Source organism: Williamsia sp. Leaf354 (assembly GCF_001424365.1).
In the GTDB taxonomy this organism is placed as follows: Bacteria; Actinomycetota; Actinomycetes; order Mycobacteriales; family Mycobacteriaceae; genus Williamsia_A.
In genome coordinates, this window is sequence record NZ_LMPL01000001.1 from 465,397 (window position 1) to 487,796 (window position 22,400).

At 70.0% G+C, this 22,400-nt stretch carries 22 protein-coding genes; 6 read left to right on the forward strand and 16 right to left on the reverse strand.

What is annotated here, in order from left to right; translation table 11 throughout:
• The first annotated feature begins 62 nt into the window (after positions 1 to 62).
• Positions 63 to 1,313 (forward strand): FAD-dependent oxidoreductase, encoded by a 1,251-nt coding sequence (locus ASG12_RS02155; RefSeq protein WP_082501582.1) that lies wholly within the window; start codon positions 63 to 65, stop codon positions 1,311 to 1,313.
• Positions 1,314 to 1,489: 176 nt separating this feature from the next.
• On the opposite strand, the gene ASG12_RS02160 is transcribed toward ASG12_RS02155, so the two are convergent.
• From ASG12_RS02160 to ASG12_RS02180, 5 genes are all read right to left on the reverse strand, one after another.
• Positions 1,490 to 2,260: an SWIM zinc finger family protein gene (locus ASG12_RS02160; RefSeq protein WP_055784643.1), complete on the reverse strand. Its 771-nt coding sequence runs from the start codon at positions 2,258 to 2,260 to the stop codon at positions 1,490 to 1,492.
• Positions 2,257 to 5,184 carry a DEAD/DEAH box helicase gene (locus tag ASG12_RS02165; RefSeq protein ID WP_082501583.1) on the reverse strand — a complete coding sequence of 976 codons (2,928 nt, stop codon included), beginning with the start codon at positions 5,182 to 5,184 and terminating at the stop codon, positions 2,257 to 2,259. The genes ASG12_RS02160 and ASG12_RS02165 overlap by 4 nt, the downstream gene beginning before the upstream one ends.
• Before the next feature lie 119 nt (positions 5,185 to 5,303).
• Positions 5,304 to 6,419 carry a GmrSD restriction endonuclease domain-containing protein gene (locus tag ASG12_RS02170; RefSeq protein WP_055784646.1) on the reverse strand — a complete coding sequence of 372 codons (1,116 nt, stop codon included), beginning with the start codon at positions 6,417 to 6,419 and terminating at the stop codon, positions 5,304 to 5,306.
• Between the two features lie 16 nt (positions 6,420 to 6,435).
• The gene (locus ASG12_RS02175) at positions 6,436 to 7,197 is read right to left on the reverse strand and encodes an SDR family NAD(P)-dependent oxidoreductase (RefSeq protein ID WP_055784650.1); all 762 of its coding nucleotides are present in this window, start codon (positions 7,195 to 7,197) and stop codon (positions 6,436 to 6,438) included.
• A 48-nt stretch (positions 7,198 to 7,245) separates the two neighbouring features.
• Positions 7,246 to 8,391, reverse strand: a complete 1,146-nt coding sequence (locus ASG12_RS02180) for an acyl-CoA dehydrogenase family protein (RefSeq protein WP_045824821.1) — start codon at positions 8,389 to 8,391, stop codon at positions 7,246 to 7,248.
• A gap of 229 nt (positions 8,392 to 8,620) precedes the next feature.
• Here ASG12_RS02180 and ASG12_RS02185 point away from each other — a divergent pair, with 229 nt between their 5' ends.
• Complete coding sequence (locus ASG12_RS02185) at positions 8,621 to 8,833, forward strand: TOBE domain-containing protein (RefSeq protein ID WP_045824820.1); 213 nt, start codon at positions 8,621 to 8,623, stop codon at positions 8,831 to 8,833.
• Positions 8,834 to 8,932: 99 nt separating this feature from the next.
• Here ASG12_RS02185 and ASG12_RS02190 read toward each other — a convergent pair whose 3' ends face one another.
• The 4 genes from ASG12_RS02190 to ASG12_RS02205 all read right to left on the reverse strand — a co-directional run bounded on the left by ASG12_RS02190 (position 8,933) and on the right by ASG12_RS02205 (position 12,141).
• Positions 8,933 to 9,226 (reverse strand): transcriptional regulator, encoded by a 294-nt coding sequence (locus ASG12_RS02190; protein ID WP_045824819.1) that lies wholly within the window; start codon positions 9,224 to 9,226, stop codon positions 8,933 to 8,935.
• Positions 9,223 to 9,687, reverse strand: coding sequence for a hypothetical protein (locus ASG12_RS02195; RefSeq protein ID WP_055784653.1), 465 nt, complete (start codon positions 9,685 to 9,687; stop codon positions 9,223 to 9,225). Before ASG12_RS02195 ends, ASG12_RS02190 begins: the two co-directional genes overlap by 4 nt.
• Positions 9,688 to 9,766: 79 nt before the next feature.
• Positions 9,767 to 11,620: an MFS transporter gene (locus tag ASG12_RS02200; RefSeq protein WP_082501584.1), complete on the reverse strand. Its 1,854-nt coding sequence runs from the start codon at positions 11,618 to 11,620 to the stop codon at positions 9,767 to 9,769.
• 59 nt (positions 11,621 to 11,679) lie between these two features.
• Positions 11,680 to 12,141 carry a MarR family winged helix-turn-helix transcriptional regulator gene (locus ASG12_RS02205; RefSeq protein WP_045824817.1) on the reverse strand — a complete coding sequence of 154 codons (462 nt, stop codon included), beginning with the start codon at positions 12,139 to 12,141 and terminating at the stop codon, positions 11,680 to 11,682.
• A 146-nt stretch (positions 12,142 to 12,287) separates the two neighbouring features.
• On the opposite strand from ASG12_RS02205, the gene ASG12_RS02210 reads away from it, so the two are divergent.
• Both ASG12_RS02210 and ASG12_RS02215 read left to right on the forward strand, forming a co-directional pair.
• Positions 12,288 to 13,220 (forward strand): alpha/beta hydrolase, encoded by a 933-nt coding sequence (locus tag ASG12_RS02210; protein ID WP_055784656.1) that lies wholly within the window; start codon positions 12,288 to 12,290, stop codon positions 13,218 to 13,220.
• Between the two features lie 73 nt (positions 13,221 to 13,293).
• Entirely contained in the window at positions 13,294 to 14,547 is a 1,254-nt protein-coding gene (locus tag ASG12_RS02215; RefSeq protein ID WP_235455837.1) for an APC family permease, read from the forward strand.
• 39 nt (positions 14,548 to 14,586) lie between these two features.
• On the opposite strand, the gene ASG12_RS02220 is transcribed toward ASG12_RS02215, so the two are convergent.
• The 7 genes from ASG12_RS02220 to ASG12_RS02245 all read right to left on the reverse strand — a co-directional run bounded on the left by ASG12_RS02220 (position 14,587) and on the right by ASG12_RS02245 (position 19,810).
• Complete coding sequence (locus ASG12_RS02220) at positions 14,587 to 15,069, reverse strand: hypothetical protein (protein ID WP_055784662.1); 483 nt, start codon at positions 15,067 to 15,069, stop codon at positions 14,587 to 14,589.
• 55 nt (positions 15,070 to 15,124) lie between these two features.
• Entirely contained in the window at positions 15,125 to 16,588 is a 1,464-nt protein-coding gene (locus ASG12_RS02225; protein ID WP_055784665.1) for an SDR family oxidoreductase, read from the reverse strand.
• Positions 16,589 to 16,649: 61 nt separating this feature from the next.
• Complete coding sequence (locus ASG12_RS02230; protein ID WP_055784667.1) at positions 16,650 to 17,441, reverse strand: putative protein N(5)-glutamine methyltransferase; 792 nt, start codon at positions 17,439 to 17,441, stop codon at positions 16,650 to 16,652.
• A gap of 28 nt (positions 17,442 to 17,469) precedes the next feature.
• Positions 17,470 to 17,637, reverse strand: coding sequence for a hypothetical protein (locus ASG12_RS21930; protein WP_200932717.1), 168 nt, complete (start codon positions 17,635 to 17,637; stop codon positions 17,470 to 17,472).
• Positions 17,638 to 17,959: 322 nt separating this feature from the next.
• Complete coding sequence (locus ASG12_RS02235) at positions 17,960 to 18,223, reverse strand: hypothetical protein (protein WP_055784670.1); 264 nt, start codon at positions 18,221 to 18,223, stop codon at positions 17,960 to 17,962.
• Positions 18,224 to 18,225: 2 nt separating this feature from the next.
• Positions 18,226 to 18,870 carry an HNH endonuclease family protein gene (locus ASG12_RS02240; RefSeq protein ID WP_045824811.1) on the reverse strand — a complete coding sequence of 215 codons (645 nt, stop codon included), beginning with the start codon at positions 18,868 to 18,870 and terminating at the stop codon, positions 18,226 to 18,228.
• A gap of 175 nt (positions 18,871 to 19,045) precedes the next feature.
• Entirely contained in the window at positions 19,046 to 19,810 is a 765-nt protein-coding gene (locus tag ASG12_RS02245; RefSeq protein WP_055784672.1) for a hypothetical protein, read from the reverse strand.
• Between the two features lie 148 nt (positions 19,811 to 19,958).
• Here ASG12_RS02245 and ASG12_RS02250 point away from each other — a divergent pair, with 148 nt between their 5' ends.
• Together ASG12_RS02250 and ASG12_RS02255 are read left to right on the forward strand one after the other, a co-directional pair.
• Entirely contained in the window at positions 19,959 to 20,672 is a 714-nt protein-coding gene (locus ASG12_RS02250; RefSeq protein WP_055784675.1) for a response regulator transcription factor, read from the forward strand.
• Positions 20,669 to 22,339: a HAMP domain-containing sensor histidine kinase gene (locus tag ASG12_RS02255; protein ID WP_156377889.1), complete on the forward strand. Its 1,671-nt coding sequence runs from the start codon at positions 20,669 to 20,671 to the stop codon at positions 22,337 to 22,339. The genes ASG12_RS02250 and ASG12_RS02255 overlap by 4 nt, the downstream gene beginning before the upstream one ends.
• Positions 22,340 to 22,400 lie beyond the last annotated feature (61 nt).

A 22,400-nucleotide genomic window follows, 5' to 3' on the forward strand; every position in this document is an offset into this window, starting at 1 on the left:
ACGGCGTCGACTCTCTTGTGGAGCGTTCGGCCCGCCCGACGCGTAGGTGGTATCGATGAGGCATGAGTGGCATCGATGCGGACGTGATCGTGGTGGGGGCGGGGATCGCTGGTCTGCGGTGTGCCGCGGCGTTGCGGTTGCGCGGGTTGACCGTCCGCGTCCTCGAGGCCGACGCCGTGCCCGGTGGTCGGATCCGTACCGACGTGATCGACGGATTCCGCTGCGACCGCGGCTTTCAGCTGCTCAACCCCTCGTACCCGGCGGTGAAGCGGCACGTCGACGTCGATGCGCTCGATCTGCGGGTGGCCGGGCGCGGCGTGCGGATCGTCGACGACTCGGGCGACGCGCGGACGATCGCTGACCCGACCCGACACCCCCGACTGTTGCCGGAGACGGTGCGCTCGGCCTTCGGCGTGGGCCTGTTGCGACCATGTGCGGTCGCCGGTGCGGTGCGGTGGGCCCTGCCCGCCGTCGGACCGGTGCGCCGTCTGGCGACCGCACCCGACGCCGCGCTCGCCGACGACTGGGATCGCCTCGGCCTGCGTGGACCTTTGCGCGACTCGCTGTTGGCGCCGTTCCTCAGCGGAGTCCTCGCCGACGGCATCGGCGACACCTCCGACCGCTACGTCCGCCTCGTGCTGCGCAGCTTCCTCCTGGCGACACCCGGCGTGCCGAACGCCGGCATGCAGGCGTTCCCCGAACAGCTCGCCCGCACCGCCGGTGTCGACATCGCGTATTCGACCCGCGTCGAGGAGATCACCGACGGCGCCGACCCCTCGGTGCGAACCGCCGACGGCGCGGTCCTGCGTTCGCGGGCCGTGGTGGTGGCCACCGACTCGGTCGACGCGGCGACCCTCACCGCCTCGGCCACGTCACCGATGCGCGGGCTCTCCACGTGGTGGTTCGAGGCCGACGGACTCGCCTCCGACACCTTCCTGCGGGTGTCGGGTGTCGGCGGTGTCGTTGTCAACACGGCCGAGATGAGTTCCATCGCAGCTGGATACGCGCCGCCGGGGAAGACCCTCGTGCAGGCGACGACCCTGCTCGACGACACCGGGCCCGCGCCGGAGACGCAGGTGCGTGCCGAACTCGATCGCCTCTGGGGCACGACGACCGCGTCGTGGCGGGTCATCACACGCCACGACATCCGGCGCGCGTTGCCCAGACAGGAACCCGGAACACCTCTGCGGCGTCCGCTGCAGGTGGGTGAGCGGCTGGTGTTCGCCGGCGATCACCGCGACACCCCGTCGATCCAGGGCGCGCTCGTTTCCGGCGGTCGCGCAGCCGCCCGGGTCGCACGACTCATCGCCTGACCCCTTCCCCAGTTGGGCACCTAACGACCCCGATTGGGCACGTAACGACCCCGATTGGGCATGTAAGGACCGCGGTTGGGCAGCTGAGGACACGTGGTGCCCAACCGAAGGGGTTACGTGCCCACCTGCGGTCGTTACGTGCCCAACTGCGGTCGTTACGTGCCCAACTGGGGTGGTCAGGTGCTCGACGTGGGCGTCTGCGGGGTGCGGATGAGGCGGGCGTAGAGCTCGGCGAGTTCGTCGGTGACCTCGCCGAGGTCGAGAGGACCGACGCCCGACATCCTCAGCGCCCGGTTGAGGCCGGCGACGTCGAGATCGGCGAACACGTCGATCGACGGCGGGCTCGGCAGGGGCGGCGGTGTGAACCCGGAACCGTAGAAGTCGACGACCGCGGGCGCGCGGACGCGGACCGGCCGGGTCGGCTCGTCGGTGTCGTCGCGCAGATGGGCCAGGAGCGTGGCGATCTCGGCGCCCATCATCGTCAGCGCGATCGACGGCGTCTTGTCGATCTGCGCGGCCATCTCGTACCCGAGCGCCAACACGTGGATGCAGCGCGGCTCCTCGTCGGGACAGTTGCAGTCGCCTCGGACGTCGGCGGGCTCGGTGGGCAGCACCAGCGAACCGAGGATCCGCGGTTGTTCACCGCGCGCGACGGCCAACAGGTCGTCGGTGGCGTCGCGCTCGCGCAGCAGGGCGACGACGGTGTCGGGTTCGACGGTCCGCATCGTCAGCGACGTCTCGAACGGTTCGACCTGGCTGCCCTGCACGAGGGCGGTGACCGTACCGGGTCGAACGCGCACGTCGAGGATCGTGCGCTCACGGAAGTAGCTGCGCGCCTTGCCGACCCGACGGGTGTCCTCGGGACGGTCGATGACGGCGAGTACCGCCCGCGACCACGCGGTGAGCCCGTATCCGCGGACGGGTGCGTCCTTCTTCCGGGGGCTCACTCGCCCACCGCCTCGTCGCGCAGGCGCATGAGGTCGTACAACTGGTCGTCGTCGATCTTTCCGAGCCAGCTCTCGCCGGCGGTGACGGTCAGATCGGAGAGCGCGCGTTTGTCGGTGATCATCGCGTCGATGCGCTCCTCGATCGTCCCGACGCACACGAATGTGCGCACCTCGACCCGTTTGGTCTGTCCGATGCGGTAGGCGCGGTCGGTGGCCTGGGCCTCCACCGCGGGGTTCCACCACCGGTCGAGGTGCACGACGTGGTTCGCGGCGGTGAGGTTCAGCCCGGTCCCGCCGGCCTTGAGCGACGCCATCAGCACCGGTGGGCCCGCCGCGTCCTGGAACTCGGCGACCATCCGGTCGCGGGCCGTCCGCGAGAGTCCGCCGTGCAGGAACGACACGTCGTCGCCGCACACCTTGGACAACCACGGCGCGAGCATCTCGCCGAACGCCGTGAACTGGGTGAAGATCAGGGCGCGCTCACCGTCGGCCACGATGTTCTCGAGGATGTCGCCGAGCAACTCGAGCTTGCCGGACCGGTGGGCGTTGCGCCGGACCAGGGCCGATCCGTCGCCGAGGAAATGCGCGGGGTGGTTGCACACCTGCTTCAGCCGGGTCAGCGCGGCGAGAACCGTTCGCACCCGGTGTCCTTCGTCGCCCGAGGCCATCGACTGCTCCCGACCGAGCGCCTGCATCAGGTCGTCGGTGACGGCGCGGTAGAGCGCCGCCTGCTCGACGGTCAGGTTGGCGCGCACGGTCAACTCGGTCTTCTCGGGCAGATCGGCGATGATCGTCGGATCGGTCTTCACCCGACGCAGGATGAACGGCGAGGTGATCGCGTTCAGTCGGCGCGCGGCCTCCGGATCGCGCTCGCGCTCGATGGATTCGGCGAATCGTGCCTTGAACACCGACGGTGACCCGAGCAGACCGGGGTTGACCAGATCGATCACCGCACGAAGGTCCTCGAGGCGGTTCTCCACGGGCGTGCCGGTCAGCGCGATCCGTTGTCGCGCATCGATGCTGCGGACCGCGCGCGACGCGGCCGTGGCGACGTTCTTGATGTGCTGCGCCTCATCGACCACGACATGGCGCCACGCCACGGTCCGCAACGACTCCGCGTCGCGGGTGGCGATCGCGAAGGTGGTGATGGTGACGTCGGTGTCGAGTGCCGCGGCGGTGAAGGGGTCACGCCGCGCGCGGCCCGGGCCGTGGTGCACCATCACGCGCAGATGCGGTGCGAAACGGGCGATCTCCCGTTCCCAGTTGCCCACCACCGACATCGGGCAGACGATCAGCGTCGGCCCCGGGCGGTCCGCCGGTGCATCCGCATCGACGGTCTCCCGCTCACTGCACAGCAGCGCGATCACCTGGACGGTCTTGCCCAGGCCCATGTCATCGGCCAGAACGGCGCCGATGCCGAGCGACGCGAGGTGCGCGAGCCATTCCATCCCACGGTGTTGGTAGGGCCGGAGTTCGGCGGCCAGCGACGAAGGGGCGTCGAGCGGCTCGGGTGTGAGGGTGCCGCCGGCCGCGACCTCGTCGAGCCACGACAGGCCCGACACCGACGTCACCGGCACGCCCAGGCGGTCGGCACCGCCGGTGACGAGTCCGAACAGCTCGCCCATGTCGGCGGGGTGGCCGGAGGCGGCCAGGGCCCGCTGGGTGGTGATGAACTCCGCGGCCCGGCTCAGCGCCGACCCCTCCGCGCGGATCCAGACGCCCCGCACCCGGACGAGACCGCCCTTCTGTTCGGCGAGTGACGCGAGCTCGCCGTCGTCGAGGACATCCTCGCCGATCGCCAACTGCCACTGGAAGTCCCGGATCTCCGACAGCCCCACCATCACCGACCGCTCGACGGTGGCGCCGACGCCGGTGCGGCCCCGCAGCGACAGCGCCGGGGTGACCGCCGCCAGGGTGCGGGGTAGCAGCACGACGATGCCCGCACGCCCGAGCTGCTCGGCCCCGGTGTCGAGGAGGTCGGTGACGAGGTCGGTGTCAAGCAGGAAGTCGAGGGTGGCGCGATCGTGCCCGGCCCGCGACAGTCCGGCGAAAGCCCGCACGGCACCGGCGATCTCGGTGGTCACCTCGTCGAGCTCGTGCGGGCCGAGCCGGTGCAGATCGATGGGCACGTCGAGGCCGTCGGTGCTGCGGCGACACACCTGCAGCCGCCACCGATCGTCGGGAACGGTGTACGGGTCGTCGTCATCGGGGTACTCGGGCTCGTGGAGTCGGAGCACCAGAGCGCTCTCGTTCTCCCGTACGCCGTCGGCCCACTCCTGCCATGCGGTCGAGGCCGCAGAGGCGCGGTCGGACGACATCGGGAGCTCGTCGTCGGAACCGGGCAGCAGTGAGCGGACCAGCGACGACCGGAACACGCCGTGCGACAGGCCGTCACAGCGTCGTCGGCACTCGTGGTCGGTGATCTCGCGGCAGAAGTCGGCCACCGCCTCGGCGCCGCCGTTCGCGATCACCACCGGTGGTGCCGCCGAGACCGCCCCCGACATCCACGCTCGCCACGGGATGCCGGGCAGCGGCGCCCATCGGGTCGACCAGCTGCCCGCCGACCACGCCAGCGCCGGCGTCACCGAACCGGCCGAGACGAAGCGCCGCACCGACGCCGCGAGGTACGCGTAGTAGCCGAGCTCACCCGACAACCGCAGGCCGGGGGCGTCGAGGAGGTCGGTCGCGGCCGCCGGCCCCAGCGTCAACGACGCCACCTGACGTATCGTGCCCTCGCCGGGGCCGTGCACGGTGATGGTGCGCCGCAGGGTGCGGCCGGAGACGATCTCGGCGACCGGCCCGGGGATCGAGCCCTCGTCCGGGGTGGCGGTGGGTGCCCCGTCGGAGTCGGTGAACCACAGCGACAATCCGATGCCGGGACGCCACAGTGCGTGCGTCGATCCGGAGGAGGTCACGAATTCCATCCTGGCACGGGCCACCGACGCCGGATCGTCATGACCGAGATCGTCCGAACCGGGGCCAAGCTCCGGCAATGTGCCGGAGCTGTCGGTCAGGACGGACGATGTCGGTCGATCTTCTACGATCAACCCCTGTCGCAGGCCGTCCCGTCGCCGTCCCCGTCCAAGCCCGCGCGATACCCGGGCTCGCCGGCTCGGATCGGGGCGGCACCGGCGGCCCTGGCGGCCGCGCAGTTCCGGTAGTAGACGTCGCCCCCGTCGGGAACCACCGGCGCGGCCGGCGCAGGCGGCGGCGGTGTGTTGCGGGGAGCGGGTCGCGGCACCGGCGTCTGCGTGCGGGTCTCGGGAACCGGGGCCGGGGCGGCGACCGCACCGCAGGTGGTGAGCACGCGGGTGATCGCGTCCTTCTCGGCCTGGGTGACCCAGAGTCCGTACACCGACTTCACCTGCACCTGCCTGCTCACGTATGTGCAGCGGAACGCCCGGGAGGGCGGCAGCCAGGTGGCGGCGTCGCCGTCGCCCTTGCGCTGATTCGTCGGTCCGTCGGTGGCTTGCAGATTGCGGGGATCGTTGGCCAGGTCACGACGCTTGTCGGCCGAGAGTTGTTGCGCACCTTTCTGCCACGCGTCGCTCAGCGCGACCACGTGGTCGATCTGGACGTCGTCGGAGGTCTGCGCGCCGCGGGTGAAAGCGATGGACGTCGCGGTGTACGGGTCGGCGAGCGTCCCGGTCAGCACCACACAACCCCGGGTCCCCGGCCGCACGGTGATGGCGGTGAGGTCGCGCCGCAGTATGTCGTTGCGGGTGTCGCAGCCGTTGCGGCCACCGTCGACGTCGACGTCGTCGCTCCACGCCTGCCCGAATTGTGTTCGGCTGTAACCGGTCTTGGGCGCGCGGCCCTTCACGGCCAACCCGTCGAGCTGCCTCAGGGCCGCCTGGGCCTGGGTGGTCGACCCGACGGCGGCTGCACTCGACGGCGCCGGTGCCGGCGTATTCGTGGTCGTGGTCACCGGGGCCGAACCCGATGGGGCAGCGCTCGACTCGGCGCCGGCCGGCGGCGTCGCGACCACTGCTGCGGCCTGATCGGACGACTGCTTGGTGTCGTCGGGCGCGATCAACCCGACGGCGACGACCGCGCCGATCGCCCCGACCGCGATCCACGGCCAGCGACGCCGCCGCCGCGACGGCGATCCCCGGCCGGACTTGTAGCCGGAGGGGCGGGTCCAGTCGGGTTCGGTCATCGGTGGGCCCTGCGTGTCAGGTGATCGACACGCCACCGTCGACGACGATGGTCTGGCCGGTGACGTATCCGCCGGCGGGCGAGGCGAGCCACACCGCGGTGGCGGCGAGCTCGGCCGGGTCGCCGGTGCGGCCCAACAGTTGTCGCGGCTGCTGCGATTCGAGGTAGCCGTCGTGGTACTGGTCGGTCATCTCCGAGGCGAAGAAGCCCGGCGCGATCGCGTTGACGCGAATGCCCTTTCGGCTTCCCCACTGCTGGGCGAGGTCGCGGGTGAGACCGATGACGCCGGCCTTGCTGGCGGCGTAGGCGGCCTGCGGCAGTCCGGCGGTGGTGATGCCGAGGATGCTCGCGATGTTGATGATCGAGCTGCCCGGGGCCATCACCCTGCCCGCGGCCTGCGCCGTCCAGTACGAGCCGTTGAGGTTGATGTCGATGACCGAGCGGAACTGCTCGACGGTCTCCCGCGTCGCGGGCACCGCGGTCCCTACGCCGGCGTTGTTGATCAGCACGTCGACCTGACCGAACTCCGCCATGGCGGCGTCGACGAGCGCGGCACACGCCTCTGGATCGGCGACGTCGGTGGCGACGGTGAGCGCCTTCGCGCCGGCCGACTCCACCAGCGACTTCGTCTCCGCGAGCTTCTCGACCCGGCGCGCGGCGAGGACGACCGATGCGCCCGCCTCGGCCGACGCCTTCGCGAACGCGACACCGAGACCGGCGGACGCGCCGGTGACGATGACGACCTTGCCGTCGAGTCGGAACATGTCGAGAACGGACACCAATGTCTCCTCGTGTGGTCGGGCCCCTGCGAGGGACGCTACCGGAGACTACAAACCGAGATCGCGGCCGATGATCTCCTTCATGATCTCGTTGGAACCGGCCCAGATCTTGGTGACGCGCGCGTCCTTCCACGCCTGGGCGATGCGGTACTCGTTCATGAACCCGTAGCCGCCGTGCAACTGCAGGCAGGTGTCGAGGATCGAGTTCTGGATCTCGGCAGTCCACCACTTGGCCTTGGCGGCGTCGGCCGCCGACAGCTCACCGTCGGCGTGGGCGCTCACGCACGCGTCGACGAACGCCTGCGTCACGTCGATCTTCGTGGCCAGTTCGGCAATCGTGAACTTGTTGAACTGGAACGACCCGACCGCCTGGCCGAAGGCCTTGCGCTCGCTGACGTAGGTGAGGGTCTCGCCGAACAACGCCTTGGCGTGCGCCAGGTTCGAGACCGCGCAGTTGAGGCGCTCCTGCGGCAGGAACGTCATCATGTGGATGAAGCCGCGGTCGACCTCGCCGATCACGTTCTCGGCGGGGACGCGGACGTCGGAGAAGAAGAGCTCGGCGGTGTCGGACTCGGGTTGACCGACCTTGTCGAGTTTGCGGCCCCGCTCGAACCCGGGCATGCCCTTCTCGATCGCGAACATGGTGATGCCCTTGGACTTCTTCTCCGGCGAGGTCTTGACCGCGGCGACCACGAGATCGGCGTTGTAGCCGTTGGTGATGAAGGTCTTCGACCCGTTGATGACCCAATCGGTGCCCTCCTGCCGGGCGGTGGTCTTGATGCCGGCGAGGTCGGATCCGGCGGCGGGCTCGGTCATCGCGATCGCGGTGACGATGTCGCCGGTGCAGAAGCCGGGCAGCCAGCGCTCGCGCTGCTCCTCGGTGGTCAGCTGGGTGAGGTAGGGCGCGACGATGTCGACGTGGATGCCGAACGCCGACGGCAGGGCGGCGCTCACGCCCGAGAGCACCTCGGTGAACATCGCGTTGAACCGGTAGTCACCGGCCTCGGAGCCGCCGTAGGTCTCGGGGACCTCGAGACCGAGGAAGCCCGATTCGCCCGCGCGCTTCCAGATCTCGCGGTCGATGTAGCGCTGCTCGATGATCGACTCGTGCCGCGGCATGACGTAGCGGTCGACGAATTCCTGGGCCGACTCACCGAAGGCGACGTGGTCGGGTCCGTACAGGGTCCTGCGCATGGTTCTCCTCGAGGTGACACGGGGTTACCGACGGGTAACCACATGTGTGACCATGCTGCGCGACCGAGGAGCCAGCGTCAAAACGGCAGCGTCATCGCGCAGATGCGGTCGTTGCACCGCGCGGTGCCCGCGTGAGCGGAGACGATGGCCGAGGCCGTCTCGGGGTTGCTAGATTGCCGCTGTGAACTGCGGTTTCGTGGTTCCCACGCGACGAGAGGAAACGACACCGATGAGACTGTCCACGCGCAACCAGCTGTCCGGCGTGATCACCGAGATCACCCTGGGATCGGTCATGGCGACGGTGAAGATCGCGCTCGAACCGGGCGGCCAGACCGTGGTCTCGTCGATCACCAAGGAGGCCGTCGAGGAACTCGGCCTCACCGTCGGGCAGGCCGCGACCGCGCTCGTGAAGTCGACCGAGGTCACCATCGGCGTCGAGTGATCGCCGGTGGTTGCTGAAAACTGCCCCGTGGTGGCGCTCCGGGGGAACATTCCCCTCGAGGCACCGCCACGGGGCAGTTTTCAGCAGAGTCGTCGTCGCTCAGCTGTCCCCGCCCACGATCGCCTGCAGCGCGGCGACGTGACCGCGGAACGCGGTGCGCCCACCGTCGGTGATGCGGGCGCGGACCGTGCGGCGTGAGCCGGTGGTCGGTCGTTCGGTGGCGACGTACCCGGCGCCCTCGAGGGTCGAGAGTTGTTTCGACAGAGCGGAATCCGACATCGACAGCCGCTCGCGGAGGTAGGAGAACTCCACCCAGTCGGCGGCGGCGAGTGTCGCCATCAGTGTGAGCCGCGTGCTGGGGTGGATGAGTTCGTCGAAGCGCGCGTCGGTCATGCGCCCAGCCGGCGCCGCAGCGTGCGCAGGATCTCGGGTCCTCCGAAACCGACCACCGCCGCGACGAACACTGCCGCCCACAGTTGCGGGTGGTGGGCGCCGTCGGCGTCGAGGGCGAGCGCGGCGGCGACGGTGAGGGCGACCAGCGCCAGCAGCATCGCCACGACGACCACCGGCACGCGCCGATCGGCGACCTCGCGGCTGACCTGCAGTTGCGCGGTGCGACGCCGTCCCTCGAGCAGCCGCGACGCAGCGATGGAGTGCCCGACACCGAAGACGATGGTCGCGACCGTCGCCGCCCAGGCCGGACCGTAGGCCCCGATCACGCCGAGGACGAGCCACGCCGCGGCGAGAATCCACCAGTAGGCGCGGGGCAAACCGATCTCGGCGGCCACGTGGTCGCGTGCCCGTCCGACCGAATCGAGTGCTGCGCGAGCCTGTTCGGGATCGATGTCGTTCATGGGAGCCTCTCTTTCCTGGTTGGAAAGTAGCTTCTACTTTCCAACCAGGAAAGTCAAGAGGTCTCCCGGTGGAGAACGGTTACCGCCGTGCCTGCGCGTGTTCGGAGTCGCGACCCGCGACCCCGCCGAAGCCGACACTCGCGAGTTCCTCGCCGACGGTCTCTCGGTGGTCGGACCGCTGCTCCGGGGCGATCTCGACCTCGGCCTTGTCGCCCGACCGCCCGGTGAACATCGAGGCGATCGCACCGAGGATGCAGCAGACGATCGCGAAGGTGAACGCCGCCGACAGCCCGTTCGAGAACGGCTCGGAGATGAGGTGCGGGAAGAACTTCAGCCCCGTGAGCGTGTCCTGGTTGGTCTGAGACAGCGTCGACAGGTGCGGACCCACGAGCTCCTTGATCGGGTTGTAGCCGAGGAAGGCGGCGAACAGGATGCCGACGGTCGGCAGGTTCGCGACCGAGTTCGCATCGGCCTGCGAGACACCGTTGGCCACCAGGCCACCGTGCATCGCCGACGGCAGGTCGCTGGACAGACCGGCGATCATCAGGCTGAAGAACAGGCCGATCGACAGCACCATCGCGGCGTTCTGAAACGTGGTCATCATGCCTGCGCCCGACCCACGTGCGTTGGCGGGCAGGCTGTTCATCACCTCGGCGCGGTTGGGCGACGAGAACAGACCCATGCCGACGCCGTTGATCAGCAGGATGACCGCGAAGGCCCAGTAGTTGAAGTCGACCGGGATCACGATCAACGCGAAAAAGGTGACAGCGGTGATCGCGAGACCGCTGGTGGTGAACCACTTCGTGCCCACGCGGTCGGACAGATATCCCGAGACCGGCGCCGACAGCAGGAACCCGATCGTCATCGGCACCATGTAGATGCCCGCCCAGAGCGGGGTGCGGGTGTAGTCGTATCCGTGCTGCGGCAACCAGATTCCCTGCAGCCAGATGATCAGGATGAACTGCAGACCACCGCGGCCGATCGACGCCATGAGGTTGGCGAGGTTGCCGTAGAGGAACGAGTGGTTGCGGAACAGCGACAGGTTGAACAGCGGGTTGGCGACACGGGTCTCGATCACCGCGAACGCCGCGAGCACCACGAGCCCACCGATGAGGCAGCTCAACACCATCGGACTCGTCCAGCCCATGTTCGACGAACCGTAGGGCTGGATGCCGTAGGTGATGCCGACGAGGATCGCGATCAGACCGACGGCGAAGGTGAGGTTGCCCCACCAGTCCATCGACGCCTTCTGGCGAACTCCGGTGTCGTGCAACTTCATGTAGGCCCACACGGTGCCGACGACGCCGAAGGGGACCGACACCAGGAAGATGAGGTTCCAGTCGATCGGGGCGAGGACGCCGCCGACGAGAAGGCCGAGGAACGATCCGGCGATCGCCGCGACACCGTTGATGCCCAGGGCGAGTCCGCGCTGGTGCGTCGGGAAGGCGTCGGTGAGGATGGCCGACGAATTCGCCATGAGGAAGGCGCCGCCGACACCCTGGATGACGCGCCAGAAGATCAGCCAGATCGCGGCCTTGCTGCCGTCGAACCACGTCGCGGCGAGGAACACCGACGAGATGGTGAAGACCAGGAACCCGATGTTGTACATGCGCGCCCTGCCGAACATGTCGCCGAGGCGACCGAAGCTGACGACGAGCACCGCGGTGACGACGAGGAACCCCATCATCATCCACAGCAGGTAGCTGGTGTTGTCGGGCTCGAGCGGGTTGAGGTGGATGCCCTTGAAGATGTCGGGCAGGGCGATCAGCACGATGGAGGAGTTGATCGTGGCGATCAGCATCCCCAACGTGGTGTTGGACAAAGCGATCCACTTGTAGTGCGGACCGAGTTCCTCGAGCGAACGGATGCGCCGGCGGCCCGAGGGTTCGGGTGCGGCGCCCTTGTCGAGCACGGGGGTGGAACTGCGGGTCATGGCTTCCTCGGATCTCTCGCGGTGAAGAACGAAGCGGTGGTGTGCGGTTGCGCCGGAGGTCAGTCGGGTCGGGGCCGGACCGTCTCGATCAACGACTCCGCGAGCAGGGCGATGGAGCGCTCGGCGGCGGCGCGGTCGTCGGGGGACAGGCGGGAGAGCGCCTCCTCCATCAGTCGCGCACGGCGCGAGGTGGTGGAGGTGATGAGCTCGATCGCCGCGTCGGTCGCGGTGATCAGGCTGGCCCGTCCGTCGAGCGGGTCGGCGGTGCGGGCCACCATCCCGTCGCGTTCGAGCCCACTCACGATCCGCGACATCGTCGGCGCGGTGACGCGTTCACGTGCCGCCAGTTCCGACAGGCGCATCGGCGGGCTCGACACCAGCACCCACAGCGCCGACGTGGAGCCGAGCGTGAGCGATCCCGAACCCGCCTCGTGGCGGAGCGTTCGGGAGATCCGGGCGAGCGCGGTGTAGACGTCGACCGCGCTGCCGGTGCCGGTGGCAGCGGTGTGAACGGAGGTCATGAGCGAGGATATTAGTTGCGTAGTACTAAGTAATCGAATCGTAAAAGCGATATGTCCGATAGCAGACCAGCGATTCTGCCGACCTGTTATCCGGCTGTTACTGTGCTGGGGTCTACCGCCTCGCGAGAACCTAAGGACCAGATTCGATGTCGATTCGCAGCCTCCGAACACGCCTCGTGGCAGCAGTCCTGGCCACTGCGTCCATCGCGGGTTTCGCCACCGTCACCGCAGGACCCGCGCAGGCTCGTACCGCTTCCGATTACGTGTACTCGGCGGCCATGCAGAAGCGCATCCCGGTGCAGATCCTCGGCGCCCGCAAGGCGGGTGCCCCCACGCTGTACCTGCTAGACGGTCTCCGCGCCCCCAACAACGACAACGGCTGGCTGATCAACACCGACATCGTGCGGTTCTTCGCCAACAAGAACGTCAACGTCGTGCTGCCGTTCGGTGGCGCCGGCAGCTTCTACACCGACTGGGAGCGTCGCGATCCGGGCCTCGGGCTCAACAAGTGGGAGACCTTCCTCACCCGTGAACTCCCCGCCTACCTGGCCGGCAAGTACGGCAGCACCAACGGCCGCAACGCCATCGCCGGTCTGTCGATGAGCGGTACCAGCGCACTCAACCTCGCCACGCGTCACCCGAGCTTCTACCGCGGCGTCGCCTCATACAGCGGCTACCCCGTCGCCAGCGAGCCCGGCTTCGCGCAGGGCATCGGCGTGGCAGTCGGCCAGGTCGGCGGCGACGTGAACAACATGTGGGGCGTGTGGCCCGGCGGCGAGTGGCTCGCCAACGACCCGGCACTCAACGCGGGCAAGCTGCGCGGCAAGCGCGTCTACATCTCCTCCGGCTCGGGTGGCTCGAACATCAACCCGACCACCGACCCGGTGAAGTTCGCTCAGCTCGTGCCGCTCGAGGTCGCCGCCTCCATTGCGAGCGTCCAGTACGTCGACACCCTGCGCCGCAACGGCGTGAACCCGGTCGTGAAGATCACCGCCGAGGGCGTCCACTTCTGGGATTACTGGCAGGCCCGCCTGCACGAGTCGTGGTTCTCCACGCTCGGCCCGGCGCTCGGCGCCTGACCCACCGACGCTCCTCCGCCCCGGCACATCGATTCCGATCGACGTGACCGGGGCGGAGTCGTCTGGACCGTCGGTGCCCGTAGCGGGGTTGGCGCGGCGGCTGGGCACCGGCGACGCCATCGTGATCGGCCTCGGGTCGATGATCGGCGCCGGCATCTTCGTGGTGTTCGGCCCGGCGGCCGACGTGGCCGGATCGGGCCTGCTCATCGGTCTGGCGATTGCGGCGGTGGTGGCGTTCTGCAACGCGACGTCGTCGGCGCAACTGGCCGCGCAGTACCCCCAGTCGGGCGGCACCTACCTCTACGGTCGCGAGCGACTCGGCGACTGGGCCGGTTTCCTCGCCGGGTGGACCTTCGTCATCGGCAAGACCGCGAGCTGCGCGGCGATGGCCCTGACCTTCGCGACGTACGCCGTCCCGGCCGGGGCGGCTCCCTGGGTCGCCGCGGCCGCGGTCATCGCACTGGCCACCGTGAACTGTTTCGGTGTGACCCGCACGGCCACCGCGACGATGGTGATCGTGTCGGTGGTGTTGGCCGTCCTCGTCGCGGTGGTCGCCGTCGGTGTCGTCGGCGGTGACCCCGAAGCGTCGAATCTGACCGGTGATCTGCTCGGCCACGGGTGGTACGGCATCGCGCAGTCGGCCGGGCTGTTGTTCTTCGCCTTCGCCGGCTACGCCCGCATCGCGACCCTGGGCGAGGAGGTCCGTGACCCGCGGCGGGCCATCCCTCGCGCGATCGTGACCGCGCTGGGGATCACGCTCGTCGTGTACGTCGCCGTCGGGATCGCCGCGCTGGCCGTGCTCGGTGTCGACGATCTTGGGTCGAGCCGATCACCGCTGGTCGATCTGGCGACCGCGGGTGGGGGAAGTGGCTGGGCGACACCGGTCCGCATCGGTGCCGCGCTGGCGGCGCTCGGCGCGTTGCTGGCCCTCATCGCCGGGATCGGACGCACCGCATTGGCCATGGCGCGCAACGGCGATCTCCCGCGGGCACTGTCGAGGATCGCGCCGAGGCACCACGTCCCGCTGCGGGCCGAGGTGTCGCTCGCCGCGGTGGTCGTCGCCCTCGTGCTGACCGTCGATCTGCGTGACGCGATCGGGTTCTCGTCTTTCGGGGTGTTGCTCTACTACCTGATCGCCAACGCCGCGGCATGGACCCAGCGCGGCGACGACCGCCGCTATCCGCGCGCACTCCAAGCGCTCGGCGCCGTCGGCTGCGTGGTGTTGGTGGCGACGCTGCCGGTCGCGTCGATCGCCGTCGGGGTGGGTGTGGTGATCGTCGGTGTCGGCTATCGCCTCGCGGTGCAGAGGGTGTCGCGACCGGCGTGACCCAGCCAGGGTGGGGTGGACCGGGCGAAGGCACGCGGGTCACGCGGTGAGAGAGCCGACCGGAGCGTGCTCCGCCTCGGGACCCCACACGGCTACTCCGTCTGCCACCGAGGCGTAGAGGAAACCTCCCTCGCGACCGCGCGGCCACACGATCCCGGCCCGCGCGATCTGATCCTGCACGAATGACGCGCAGGCGCAGACGATCGACTCCGCGTCTGCATCAGCGAGGACGCCCTCGCCGTCGTGCATCATTCCCTGGGGGACGTCGCCGACGGGTGTCACCTCGCTCGACAACCAGATGTAGTCGTCCTCGTCGTCATCCCGGTTCGGCCGGTGCACGGCCTCGAAACGGATGTGCGCGATGTCGCCGTTGTAGTGCCGGACCGCCAGGTCGCGTCCGAGTCGGTCCAACGCATGATTCCACTGCGGTGGCAACACGCTGGAGGTGATCGTCGTGCCGCTACCCGGTGACCACTGCGCGGTCAGCAGCGTCTCGAGGTCGAAATAGCCGGGTGGGTACACCGGGTCAGCCTAGCGCGGCCGTGATCGGAGTATGATGGCTTGTGCACCGCCGAGATCAGCTGTGCGACTCGGCCTTTGCGACGATGTTGTGCAGCATGCGCGAGAAGACCACCTTGTGGAACGGCAGCTGTCCGTACCAGTGCGCGAGGCCCGCCAGGCCGCGTGCGTAGAAGATGGTCTTCTGTTCCAGTCGCGACCCGGAGCCGTCGGGGACCACTCGCAACTCGAGCCAACCGGTGCCGGGCATCTTCGTCTCCGCGCGCAGGCGCAGCAGCGAGCCGGGCTCGATGGCCTCCACGCGCCACCAGTCGAGGGCGTCGCCGACCTCCGGTGTGCCCGAGGGGCGGGTGCGACGGACGCCCGGTCCGCCGGCGACCGAGTCGATGAGCGCGCGAGCGGTCCAGGCGGATTCGAGTGAGTACCAACCGTTCTCGCCGCCGAGACCCTCGATGACGTCCCACAGTGCCTCGGGCGTGGCCGAAGTCGACAGCGAGCGGGTGTCGGTGAACACGTCCTCGCCGGCCCACGTGGGATCCGACGGAAGGGGTTCGGCGGCCGCCACGGAGGCGTCGGCGTTCGACCAGTCGTTGTCGGTATCGGCGCGACGGACCCGGTCGAGCGCGGCGTCGAGAGCCTCGCGATAGGTCTGCAGTCCGCCCTCGGGTCGGGGGATCACGGTGTCAATGTCGTGGTCGTGCATCACCGCGTCGCACTCGAGCGACTCGATGAGAGGGCGGGCCAGACCACTCGGCACCGGGGTCACCAGGCGCACCCAGCGGCTCGCGATCGACGGGGTCAGGTACGGCAGCACGATCATCCGGCGCCGGCGCAGTCCGGCGGCCTCGGCGTAGATCTGCATCATGTCGCCGTACTCGAACACCTCGGTGCCGCCGATGTCCCACGTGCGACTCTCCGGCACCGGGGCCGTGGCGGCCTCGACGAGGTAGTGCATCGCGTCGTGCACCGAGATCGGCTGGATCTTGTTGTGCACCCAGCGCGGTGTCGTCATCACCGGCAGGCGATCGGTGAGGTGCCGGATCAGTTCGAACGACGCCGAACCCGTGCCGATCACGACACCGGCCTGCAGCACGATCGTCTCGATGCCCGAGGCCATGAGGATCTCGCCGACCTCCACCCGCGAGGTGAGGTGTTGCGACAGATCCTTGCCCGTCGGGTGCAGGCCGCTGAGGTAGACGATCCGCGAGACGCCCGCGTGCTGGGCGGCCTTGGCGACGTTGGTGGCCGACTCGCGCTCCTCGGCCATGAAGTCCTCGGACAGGCCCATGGAGTGGACCAGGTGGTAGACGACGTCGACGCCCTCGAAGGCCCGGTCGAGGGAGTCGCGGTCGGAGAGATCGCCCTTGACCACCACGTCGGTGTCGGCCCACGGGGCGTCGGCGAGCTTCTCCGGCGTCCGCGCCAGCGCACGCACGGTGTGGCCCGCGGCGATGAGCCGTGGCGCGAGGCGTCCGCCGATGTATCCGGTGGCGCCGGTGACCAGGCAGGTCCGAGGATTCATGATTACTCCGTTGTCGTGCCCGTCGCGCGGTGGCGCGACGTGATGGCCTTCGGCGTCCAGCCTACGGACGGACGTCGGGCTGACCGGCCCGAAGAGGCGAACCGACCCCGCGACGGACACCGACCACGGCGCACCCGTCGACGGCGTCGTCGGTGACGGTGGTGGCGGTCAGTCCCGCCCGTATGAACGCGGCCTCGAGATGCGGGGCCTGCGTGGGTGAGGTCTCTATCGCCAAGGTGCCGCCGTCGGCGAGCCACCGGGGCGCGTCGGCGACGATGCGGCGGGCGATCGCGAGACCGTCGTCGCCACCGTCGAGTGCGTGTCGGGGTTCGTGGTCGCGGGCGTCGCGCGGCATGAACGCGATCGCGTTCCCGGGAACGTACGGGGCGTTGGCGACAATGACGTCGACACGGCCGGCGAGATCGCGGGGCAGGGGGTCGAAGAGGTCGCCGCAGACGATGTGGGCGTCGGGGGCGTTGACCTCCGCGCAGGCGACCGCGATCGGATCGATGTCGCAGGCGGTGGCCGACCGGACACCGGTGCGTTCGGTCACCGCGCGCGTGATAGCAGCGCTGCCGCAACATATCTCGACGAACACCGAGTCGGATACCAGCCGGGCCGAGGCGATGGTGACCAGCAGCTCGGTGCGCCGTCGAGGCACGAACACCCCGGGCCGCACGTCGATGCGCAGGCCGTCGAACGCGACCCATCCGACGACCTGTTCCAGCGGCTCCCCGGCGATCCGACGAGCAAGGAGCGCACGCAGTGCCGCGGGCGACTCGGCGGCGTCGGTGAGCAGGCGTGCCTCGTCGTCGGCGAACACGCATCCGGCCCGCCGCAGCGCAGCGACCAGTGCGGGGTGATCGACGCCGGTGTCGTGGTCAGGTTCCGTCGGTCGTCCCCTCGGAACCGCCCAGCGCGTGGTCGGGCTTCGTCGTGTCGGAGTCGTCGTCGGTGGGCTCCTGCGACGCGGCGTACGCCTTCTCCTCCTCGGCGATCTCTGTCGTCTCGCCGATGGGGGTCTCGTTGTCGTGCGGGAAATCGCTCATGGTCGCCGGCCTCCTCGAGTGGCGTCTGCGCTGCTTCACCGTGTCACGGCCAGCCCCACCGTACGTCGCCTCCCGCCGCCGACCGTGCAGTTGCCGCCGTCGACCGGGCAGTTGCTGCCGTCGACCGTGCACTTAATTGGATCGATCGGGCAGATCCCGGAGTCGATTCGACGGCAGTCCGGAGCTCGACCGCCGTTGTGCCCACTCGATGCTGATAAGTGCCCGATCGACGCGAATAAATGCCCGATCGACGGAGTTACCTGCCCGATCGACGGAGTTACCTGCCCGATGGACGGAGTTACCTGCCCGATCGGCGGGTGGGTCAGGGGGTCGCGAAGCGCTCGACGACCGAGCGGTGGAAGTCGGGGAGTTCGTCGGGGCCCGAGAGGGCACGGGCGACGTCGGTGATCGTGTACCACTCGCCGGCGTCCTGGTACCGGACACGGGCGATGCCCCGGTTGCCGTCGTCGCAGCGACAGGCGATCTCGACCGATCCGGTGATGACGCCGACCTCGTCGGTCATCACGCCCCCCGGTGCGGCGGTCACGATGGTGGACAGTTCTCCCGGCGCGATGTCACCTGTCATGGTCAGCAGCCGTTCAGCAGGGTGGTGAGTGCGGACTTCTCCGACGATTGCAGGCTCAGGCCCCAGGCGTGCTTCGACCCGACCCACATGCGGGCGTAGGTGCAGCGATACGCCGACACCGGCGGCAGCCACGTCGAGGGATCCTGATCGCCCTTCGAGCGGTTCGAACTCGCCGACACCGCGATGAGCTGGGAGTTGGTGAGATCGTTCGCGAACTGCTGGCGGCGGGCGGTGGTCCACGACGCCGCACCGGAGCGCCACGCCTCGGCGAGGGGCACCACGTGGTCGATGTCGACACCGGACGACTCCGCGATGGTGACGCCGTCGTACGGCGAGTACCAGCTGCCGGCGGTCGGGGAGCAGTCCGAGCCGGTCGTCACGCCGCTGCCGTCGCGCTTGAGCACGGTCTCGCGGGTGTCGCAGGTGCCCGACTGGGCGATCCAGTGCGGGAACTGGTCGCGTGAGTACCCGCTCATCGAGCCCTCGGTGGCGACCTGGAGGTCGGCCAGCTCGGACCGTGCGGTCGCGGCCGACGGGATCGCCGGCGGGGTGGCGCCCGCGACACCGGGTGCGGTCACGACACCCGCGGCGGCGGCACCGATCGCGGCGGTGACGATCAGCGTTCGAATTCGATTGTGCGCAAACATCTGTTGGTCTCTCGGCTCGCCCCCGAACCCCCGCGAGGGGAGACGCTAGGGGTGCCGGGTGGACGCGACGCGACCGCGACACAGATGTGACGCTAACTAAACATTACGGTCGATCGACGAGACCGCGGTGACGCTCGTGCGACGAGCGCCACCCGCGGTGGTCGATGACGGTCGTTCAGGAACCGGCGGGAGGTGCAGGCGCGCCGCTCGGTGCCGGCGGGCGCTGCCCACCGTCGGTCGGGGCCTTGCCGTCGGGTCCACCCTTGGCATCCGGACCGGCCGGGCCGCCCTTGGCGTCGGGACCCGCGGGTCCGCCCTTCGCATCCGGTCCACCCTTGGCGTCGGGTCCGGCGGGGCCGCCCTTGGCGTCGGGTCCGCCCGGGGCGGGGGGCCCACCCGGGGCGCACTTCGCGCCGTCGGGGCCGCCCTTGGCATCCGGTCCGTCCGGGCCGCCCTTGGCGTCGGGACCCGCGGGTCCGCCCTTGCCACCGGGGCCGGCGCCGTCACCGGGGGCCGCGGGTGCTCCCGACCCACCCGGTGCCGACGGTGCGCCGGAGGCATCGGGTGCCTGCGGCTGGTCGCCACCGGAGCGGGGCAGCGCGCTCGACGACGATGCGTTGTTGACGTTCTGCTCCACCGGGTTGGCGAGGAAGATCGCCGACACCACGACGGCGCCGAGGAGCGCCCCGCCCACACCGACCGCGGTGAGCGGCAGCCAGGGCTTGGCGCCGGCCTGCGAGCGGACACGCGACCAGCGCGACCCGCTGGGGGCGGCCGGTGCTGCCGCAGCGGGTGCGGGCTGGCCCTCGAGGGGGCTGGTCGACGGGTTGTTCGCGCTGTAGGCGACCGTCGGTGTGTGGGGGTCCGCCGGGGTGGCGGGGCGGTCGATGCGCCCGGTCGGGGTGTCGTCGCCGGGCTTGTCCGGAGTCTTGTCAGCCATCGCTGGTCCTCGTCTCGTGTCTCGTGGGAGTCGAGCGGTGAGCCCGACATCAACGACGGTGACGGCCGCAGCTGAAGCCATCCTGAATCGAGCGACCCCACAGCGGGTCTTCAGCGTCACTTCAGGCAGTCGTGAGCACAGTGGTGTCATGGCAGACCACAATGGGCCGGTGACCCAGGGCGACTTCAGCACCGCGCAACGCGTCGTGGTCGTCGAGGACTCCGACGCGATCCGCGAACCGGTGGTGGAGGCCTTCGTCGACGCGGGGTATTCCGCGACCGGTGTCGCCGACGGCGGCGATCTCGAACAACTGATCGCCGCGCGGCGTCCCGATCTGGTGATCCTCGACGTGATGCTGCCCGGCGGGCGCGACGGATTCGACCTGATCGACATCGTCCGCGAGCGTTCCGATGCGGGCATCATCATGGTGACCGCCCGCGACCACATCGACGACCGGCTCCACGGGTTGCGCAGCGGCGCCGACGATTACGTGGTCAAACCGTTCCTGCTCGACGAGCTGCTCGCGCGGGCCGACGCGGTGCTCCGCCGGCGCGGCCGGACCGAGGCGGCGGTGTCGGTGGGCGACCTGCTGGTCGATCCGACCGCGGGCACCATCACCCGCGGCGGCGCCGTCCTCGACGTGACGGCGACCGAACTGCGGCTCGCCGAGTTCCTCGTCACCCAACGCGGCCGCACGGTCACCAAACCGCAGATCCTGCAGGCGGTCTGGGGATACGACGCCTACGACGTGAACCTGGTGGAGGTCCACATCAGCGCGTTGCGCCGCAAGATGGAAGCCCACGGACCGCGCATGATCCACACCGTCCGGGGCCTCGGCTACGTCCTCCGGGTCGCCTCGTGACCGCGACCTCCCCGAGCGTCTGGATACGTCGCATCGGTGGGCGCCGACACCCCGTGGACCCCGAGGGCATCTCGACCACCCCGACACCCTCGTTGCGTCGCCGGGTGCTGGTGCTCGTGGTGCTGCTGTTCGCCGTGCTGCTCACGCTCGTCGGGGTCGCGATCGACATCGCGTTGGGTCATCAACTGCGCAGCGATCTCTCGGCCCGGCTCACCGACCGCGCCGACCGGTCCACCACGCTGGTGGCCGAGGGCTACTCACCCCAACAGCTCGCGAACGCGTTGCAGGGCGACGCGATCCGGGTGCGCGTCACCACCTCCGACGGCGAGGTCTACGGCGGTCCCGGACCGTTCCCCGACGCCGGTGCCGGTGACGTCCCGGTCCCGCCGTCGGGTCGTCCGGGTCCGGGTGGGCGGGGTACGGGTGACCCCGGCGGTCGGGATGCCGTCGACCCGAGTGGCGGCCCTCCGGCGCCGGGGGTGGGCCCTGATCGAGGCCCGCCGCGGCCGCCCGCGGATTCGCTGGTGGTGACCCGGCGGCTGCCGGGCGGCACCACGGTCACCCTCCTCGGCGACACCACGTCGATCGCCGAGGTCCGGACGCAACTGCGGTGGTTGATGCTCGGCGCGGGCGCGGCGACCCTCGTGGTGGCCGCTGCACTGATGCTCCTCGTCGTCCGGCGTGCGCTGCGGCCGCTCGATGCGATGGTCGCCGTCGCGCGCGGCATCACCTCCGGCGACCGCGGTCGACGCCTCCGCCCCCGCGCCCCCGACACCGAGCTCGGACGCGCGGCGGGGTCGGTCGACGAGATGCTCGATGCCCTCGAGGCGGCCGAGACCGCACAGCGCGCCGCCGCCGACACCGCTCGCCGGGCCGAGGCCGACACCAAACGGTTCCTCGCCGACGCGGCGCACGAACTGCGCACCCCGATCGCAGGGTTGTCGGCGGTGGCCGAGTCCCTGCGCCGCGACGCCGGTGACCGCCCCGATCGCATCCCGCGGTGGACCGAGCTGCTGGTGCGGGAGTCGCAGCACGCCTCGCGACTCGTCGCCGACCTGCTCGACATGGCGCGCATCGACAGCGATCCGCAGCTCACCCTCGCCGACACCGACCTCGTGGAGGTGGTCGACGACGTCATCGATCGGTGGCGTCTGCTCGGTGGACCGGTGACCATCCGCCGCACCGGTGCCGCCGCTGTGCCCATCCGTGTCGACGGGGGCCGGATCGGGCAGGTGGTGTCGAACCTCGTCGACAACGCGGTGCGCGCCGCCACCGACACCGCGCGTGCTCTGGTCACGGTCGACATCTCCGTCGACGGCCCCACGGCACGGATCGCGGTCACCGACAGCGGTCCCGGGGTGCCCCCCGAGGCGCGGGAGCGGATCTTCGACCGGCTCGTCCAACTCGACGCCGCACGTGACTCGACGGGCGCGGGACTCGGCCTCCCGATCGCCCGCGCGCTGGCCCGCGCCCACGGCGGCGACGTCACCCACGCGACCGTGACCCACGAGCAGTCGACGGACGAATCGCCGCATTCGTCCGAATCGGCGCAAGACGGGGTTCGGCCCGGTGTCGGCGGCGCGACCTTCGTCGTGACGCTCCCCCTCGCCACGGATGCTTCCCGGTCCCCTACGGAGGGGGATGTACGTCGGACGGAAAATCCGTAGCATCGGTGTGCAGCACTCCTCGCCGCCCGATCCCCGCGCGTGAACCGCACGGGATCCGGCG